At 62.1% G+C, this 5,866-nt stretch carries 6 protein-coding genes and 1 pseudogene; 2 read left to right on the forward strand and 5 right to left on the reverse strand.

The genetic code is table 11. The annotated features are described in order from the left end of the window. The 5 genes from WCA53_RS28745 to WCA53_RS28765 form a co-directional block, all read right to left on the reverse strand. Positions 1-131, reverse strand: a 131-nt coding sequence (locus tag WCA53_RS28745) for a porin (protein WP_423919075.1), incomplete at its 3' end; no start/stop codon positions are given. Between the two features lie 192 nt (positions 132-323). Then, a complete protein-coding gene (locus tag WCA53_RS28750) occupies positions 324-1,166 on the reverse strand; it encodes an SDR family NAD(P)-dependent oxidoreductase (protein WP_423919057.1) in 843 nt (280 codons plus the stop codon). After that, positions 1,166-2,440 carry an MFS transporter gene (locus WCA53_RS28755; RefSeq protein WP_423919061.1) on the reverse strand — a complete coding sequence of 425 codons (1,275 nt, stop codon included), beginning with the start codon at positions 2,438-2,440 and terminating at the stop codon, positions 1,166-1,168. The genes WCA53_RS28750 and WCA53_RS28755 overlap by 1 nt, the downstream gene beginning before the upstream one ends. 82 nt (positions 2,441-2,522) lie before the next feature. Beyond that, the gene (locus tag WCA53_RS28760; protein ID WP_423919064.1) at positions 2,523-3,578 is read right to left on the reverse strand and encodes a 3-keto-5-aminohexanoate cleavage protein; all 1,056 of its coding nucleotides are present in this window, start codon (positions 3,576-3,578) and stop codon (positions 2,523-2,525) included. Between the two features lie 45 nt (positions 3,579-3,623). After that, positions 3,624-4,019 carry a carboxymuconolactone decarboxylase family protein gene (locus WCA53_RS28765; RefSeq protein WP_423919067.1) on the reverse strand — a complete coding sequence of 132 codons (396 nt, stop codon included), beginning with the start codon at positions 4,017-4,019 and terminating at the stop codon, positions 3,624-3,626. Between the two features lie 141 nt (positions 4,020-4,160). Between WCA53_RS28765 and WCA53_RS28770 the strand changes: the two are divergent. Both WCA53_RS28770 and WCA53_RS28775 read left to right on the forward strand, forming a co-directional pair. Beyond that, positions 4,161-5,237, forward strand: a pseudogene (locus WCA53_RS28770) (AraC family transcriptional regulator ligand-binding domain-containing protein). Then, positions 5,167-5,835 carry a uracil-DNA glycosylase family protein gene (locus WCA53_RS28775; RefSeq protein ID WP_423919070.1) on the forward strand — a complete coding sequence of 223 codons (669 nt, stop codon included), beginning with the start codon at positions 5,167-5,169 and terminating at the stop codon, positions 5,833-5,835. Before WCA53_RS28770 ends, WCA53_RS28775 begins: the two are co-directional and overlap by 71 nt. Positions 5,836-5,866 lie beyond the last annotated feature (31 nt).

Genomic DNA, 5,866 nt, shown 5'->3' on the forward strand with positions numbered 1-5,866 from the left:
AAGTTCGCCGCGTTTGCGCTCTGATAGAGGAAACCGGAATCGATGACCCCATACAGCGTCACCGACGATTGCGCGTATGCCGCACTTCCCGTAGCAACCAATGCGGCCGCCGCGATGGATTTCAATTTCATTGCGTCTCCAGTTTTTGTGCTTTACACATCAAGCCGTTCATTGGGTCGTCCATTGTCTCAGTCTGGCCACGGCGAACTATCTCCAGCAGCGCTGTCCATAACCGTTTGCATACCTAACCGTTATGATTGAATCTACATAGATTGATGCAGCGATTTCCTACGGGATCGCCGGGTGCCGGGAAGCGTCTCCCGTCATATCACCACGCCGCCGTTCGGGCTGATGATCTGGCCAACCAGATAGTGGTCGCCGGCCAGATAGGTCACCGTCGAGGCGTATTCCTCCATCGTGCCCAGACGCCCGGCCGGGACGACCTGCCAGAACTCGTTGCGCTTTTGCTCACCTGCGGCCTCGAAGTATTTCGCAAACTCCGGAGTCGCCACACCTCCCGGCGCCATCGCGTTGACGAAGATGTTGGCGCCTGCCACTTCGGCCGCTACCGCCTTGGTGAAGGCGACCACGGCGCCTTTGGTGGCGCTGTAATGCGGGCTATGCGCGCTCATCGCCGAGATGCCGGCGATCGACGCGATATTGACGATCCTGCCTTCGCGCCGCGGCTCCATCAGCCTGAGCGCTTCACGTGTGCAAAAGAACAGCCCATGCACATTGACATCCCAGTAGCGATGCCACTCCTCGTCACTCATGTTGCTGGTGAAACCCAGCGATTGCAGCGGCACAGGTGTGGTGAGATAGGCGTAGTGCCTGTTACGACGTTCCGTATCCTCTGGCCTGCCTGGCACGAGGGCGGCATTGTTGACAAGAATGTGCAGCGTGCCGAAGTGCTCGACGATGCTGGAAAACAGGTTGGCGACTTCGTTGCTGGACGATACGTCGCACCGCAGCGCCAGACACCGTGCGCCGGCCGCTTCCACGGCCTGGCGCGTTTCTTCCAGCGCGGGCATGTCGATATCGCAAATCGCGACATGTGCGCCGGCGCGGGCGAGGTCGAGGGCGATCGCACCGCCCATGCCGCGACCGGCACCGGTGACGAGGGCGACCCGCCCTTTCAGATTCTGACGTTGGTTTTGCATCTTCATTACCTCACAGGTTGTACGTTTTCCATCGCGGGGACGTTCTGCCTGCGTGAGGCCCGCGCCGCGAGTGCGAAGAACAGTGCTGAGCTGATTGCCAGCGCGTCGGTGGCGATCAGGACGCCAGTCAACGGAGCGGTCGCGCGCGCCTTGATGAAATAGTCGGCGGCCATACCGACGGCCACGGTGCCAATGGCCAAAGCGAATACATTGATCGAGAGCATCGTGAAACCTGTGACCGTCGAGCGCATGTTTTGCGGCGTCATCCCCGTGATGGCCGTAAGGGCCGGGCCGTAGATCGCCAGCGGGAGGAAAAATCCGGCGCACATGCCGATGTAGAACAATGGCGACCCGGCCGGCACGAAACGATACGCCAGCATCAACGGCGCGCAGATCACGACGAGGAGTGCCATGAAGCTTGCGTGTCCACCTCGCAACTTCGCCGCCACGCGATCGCCCATTGCACCGCCCGCTACCGCGCCAAGCGTGCCGAACACCAGTTGCAGCGCGCCGATTTTAGTGGCAATGCCAGCCGGGTTCATGCCGCGTTCGTTGACTAGCCACAACTGTGTGAAGGAGAAGCTGGCGAAAACCAGATGAACCAGCACGATGCCAACGATCGTGAAACTCAGCGCGTGATTGCTACTAACGACGCGTAACACCGAGCGCACTTGCGGCACGAAGGAGGTGCGGTCTTCCTGCGATGTGAGGTGGCTGCGATCTTCCTTCAGCAGCATCAGCGGCAACGCGATGGCGACGCCGAGGATACCGAGTGCGTGGAATGTGGTGCGCCAGTCGTGCATGGCGCCAAAGCTGCCGGCTAGCAGGAAGCTGCAGCCGACCCCCAGGGGAATCCCCATGAAGAACAGCCCCATTGCCGTGCCTCGCCTCTTCTCGGAGAACAGTTCAGCCAGCAGGGCCACTGCAGCGGGTACCAGGGCCGCCTCGCCGCTGGCAACGAAAAAGCGCGCGACGACCATCTGCTCGAAGCTCTGCGCGTAACCGGAGGCCCAGGTGCACAGACTCCAGATCAGCACCCCGGCGCCGATGACACGGGGACGGCTGAAGCGGTCCGCCAGGGTTCCCATCAACACGGCCATTACGCCGAAGCTCAGTACCCACACCGCGCCCACCAGAAAGCCATATTGGGCATTGCTGAGCGCCAGATCCTCGATGATCTGCGGCGAAAAGCCGAGCAGCATGTTGCGGTCGATGTGCGCCAGCAAATGGATCACCAGCAGCAAGCCCAGAACGGCGGGGGGATATTTTTTCCAGAACATCAATATTCTCCATGCCTGAGGGACGTGGGTTGCCTGCGAGGCGCAATGCCCTACGCTGCCGCGCTGCGCCTCGCGACCTCTGTCAGGCAGCCTTGCGTGCGGTCCGGCCCTGCTGCACGGGCGTCCGGTTAGCGACCATGTCGAGGTGCTTCAGCGTCTCGTCGACGCAACCCCATTGGGTGCCGATCCGGTAGATGCGGCGGGCGTCCTCGCCGGTGGCGACGTCGCGATTGAGCTCGCGCGCAATGCGGACCATTTTCTCGATCTGCTGCACTGACGTCGCGCGTTCGCCGTCCGGGCCAAACAGCGTGTCCTCGATGCCGACGCGCACATGCAGGCCCAGCGCGATGGCCATCGTGGTCATCGGCACCACGTTGCGGTTCAGCGTTTCGAGCGTGAGCACGGCGCCGTCAGGGGTGCGGCGGACGAACTCGAGCATGTCGGCCGGGTGCACCCAGGCGGCGCCGCCACCGAGCGCCACGTAGTTCAGGTTCAGCGGACCCGTGTAGTCGCCGCGGCGAATCAGGCGCTCGACCGATTCCAGTTGCCCCACATTCCCCAACATGAACTGCGGCTGGATGCCGTTCGCGACGAGCCGTCGGATGTGCTCGACGTGCCAGGACGGATTGGACGGAACGATCATGTCGCGGTAGGCAGCCTGTAGCGCCGGATTCATCAGCGATGTCCCGGCGATGTCAGCCTCGGTCGTCACCTCCATCACGTTCATCTGGCTGGTATTGATCGCGACGGTCACCTGGTCCGGACGCGGATCCAGTTCGGCGAGCATGTGGCGCGTGTCGTCGTTGAGCCACCTTGCGGCCTCGCCGTCATCCTCCGGCGCAAAGGAAATCGAACCGCCAACCTGCAGGATCATCTTCGGCACGGCTTCACGCAGACGGGCCAGCATCTCGTTGAACTTGGACAGGCGCTTGCTGCCCTTGCCGTCCTCCTCGCGGACATGCACGTGCAGGACGCTCGCGCCTGCGTTGTAGCAGTCGACGGCTTTCTGGACCTGTTCGTCCATCGTGACCGGGATATCGGTCGAATCGCCGGGGACCCATTGCGGGCCGTAGGGCGCGACCTGAATGACGAGCTTTTCCTGATTTTCAGGCAGGAGGGAATTGTCAAGGAAATGCATGTTTGTCTTCCTCTGTGGTGGGTGGGTAGTGCCGGGTCTGAGCAGTCAGCCGACGGCGGTTCTTGCATGCTCGATGGCCGCCAGTTCTTCCAGCAGGATCGGTGCGCCGAGGCTGCTGGAATGGATGCCAAGAACGCTGACCGCCTGCAGGACCGCCGCAATTTCCTCCCTGGTGGCGCCCAACTCGAGCGCCTTGCGGATGTGCCGGCGTGTGCCCGGCGCATACATGTGCGTGCAGGACGCATCGACCGCGATGGCCAGGAATTCCAGTACCTTCGGCTCCAGCACACCCGACATCACGGTGTGCATGCCCATCGCCATGAATTTCTCAGCCCAGGCCGGATCGAGTTCGGCAACGGCGTCCCAGGCGGGATTCCAGTTGCCGGTGGCGCGCAGTTGATCGGTGACCGGGGTCGCGCTGTGGCTCAGTTCATTGCTCATCGTTCGCCTCCTCGACATTCTCGAATCGCACGGTGCTTAAATGCGCCGTGCATCTGTGGAGAGGAGTATCGATGACTGGCAAAGTGGCGTTTGACATTTCGGGACAATGACTTTACATTTTGAGACAACCGGGAAATCCTTATGTCCTATCTGCTTCGTAGTGCGGCCCTCACCAATTACGTCGAAGTGGCGCGGTCGGTTGGGCTCGACCCCTACCGGCAACTGAGCGATGCGGGAATCGGCCGCTCCGCGTTGCTGGACCCCGCCATCATGATTTCCGCCGAGGCTGTGGGACGCTTGCTGGAGGCATCGGCCAAGGCCGGAGCAATCGAGGATTTCGGGCTGCGGATGGCCGAAACGCGGGAGCTTTCCAACCTTGGCGCGCTCGGTTTTGTCGTGCGGGAACAACCGACGTTGCGCCGCGCGCTGGAATCGATGGCGCACTATCTCCGCTTGCAGAACGAAGCGGTCCATATGCGCGTTGAGGAAGCGGAGGGCATCGCCACCATCCGACAAGACATAACGGGCGGGCCTCCCGGCCAGGTGCGCCAGGCAGCCGAGTTGGTCCTGGGCGTCCTGTACCGGACGTTGAGCATGATTCTCGGCCGTGCATGGAAGCCGCGTAGCGTCTGCTTTACGCACGATGCGCCAGCCAGCCTTGCCATTCACGAGCGCGTATTTGGCGCGCCCTGTGAGTTCAACCAGGATTTCGACGGTATCGTGTGCCTCGCATCCGATCTCGACACTGCGATTCCAACCTACGATCCGGTCATGGCGCAACTGGTGCGCCGCTACCTGGATTCAATGCTGGTTCAGTCCAACGCGACTATGTCGGACAAGGTCAGGAAGCTGGTCATCGCACTGCTTGCGTCTGGTCACTGCTCGGTCGAGCGGATAGCAGAGCATCTGGGCGTGGATCGCAGGACGGTACATCGCCACCTCGAGCAGTACGGCGACAGCTATACCTAGATTGTCGAGTCGGTACGGGTTGAGTTGGTGATGCGCTATGCCGCGAGCCGCGAACGGCCGCTGTCCGAAGTTGCGACGCTGCTGGGCTTCTCATCATTGAGTGCGTTTTCCCGCTGGTTCCGCGGCCGCTTCGGTTGCAGCGTGTCGACATGGCGCAGCAAAACACCATCGCGAATGAGTGATGCCAGCTACGCGGATTCCCAATCCGTCAGCGCATGGGTCCACGAGCCTTCGCATCACGATGACTGATACGAAGCGAATCCCCCTGGATACCTTGCTGCGCGAGATCCGCGCCTGCACGATCTGCGCGCCCTTCCTGCCGCACGGCCCGCGCCCTGTACTCGCGGCGTCTGAACGCTCGCGGATCCTGATCATCGGCCAGGCGCCCGGCGCGCGAGTGCATGCGTCAGGCGTTCCATGGAGCGATGCGAGCGGTGCTCGCCTGCGCACCTGGCTCGGCGTCGACGATGCGACCTTCTACGACGATGCAAAATTTGCGCTCGTGCCGATGGGCTTTTGTTTCCCCGGCCGTGGCGCAAGCGGCGACTTGCCACCACGGCCCGAATGCGCCGCACACTGGCACCGTGATTTGCTGGCCCAGATGCGCTCAGTCCGGCTCACGTTGCTGATCGGACAATATGCGCAGCGGTTTGCACTCGGCGCGGCATCCGGTACGACATTGACCGATACCGTCCAGCGGTGGCGAGACCTCAGCCCTCAGGTGATTCCATTGCCTCATCCGTCGCCGCGCAATATTGCGTGGTTCAAGCGCAATCCGTGGTTCGAAGCCGATGTATTGCCGACACTGCGTGAACGTGTCGCGCAGGCGTTGTCTGCTCCTGCGTAGTCCACGCCGAAAGCGCACATGAGACGCGACG

Source organism: Caballeronia sp., from assembly GCF_049581465.1.
Classification (GTDB): Bacteria; Pseudomonadota; Gammaproteobacteria; order Burkholderiales; family Burkholderiaceae; genus Caballeronia.

Coding starts and splice junctions, on each gene's coding strand:
- WCA53_RS28750 (WP_423919057.1), bottom strand. CDS start 1,166: ATGAAGATGCAAAACCAACGTCAGAATCTGAAAGGGCGGGTCGCCCTC.
- WCA53_RS28755 (WP_423919061.1), bottom strand. CDS start 2,440: ATGTTCTGGAAAAAATATCCCCCCGCCGTTCTGGGCTTGCTGCTGGTG.
- WCA53_RS28760 (WP_423919064.1), bottom strand. CDS start 3,578: ATGCATTTCCTTGACAATTCCCTCCTGCCTGAAAATCAGGAAAAGCTC.
- WCA53_RS28765 (WP_423919067.1), bottom strand. CDS start 4,019: ATGAGCAATGAACTGAGCCACAGCGCGACCCCGGTCACCGATCAACTG.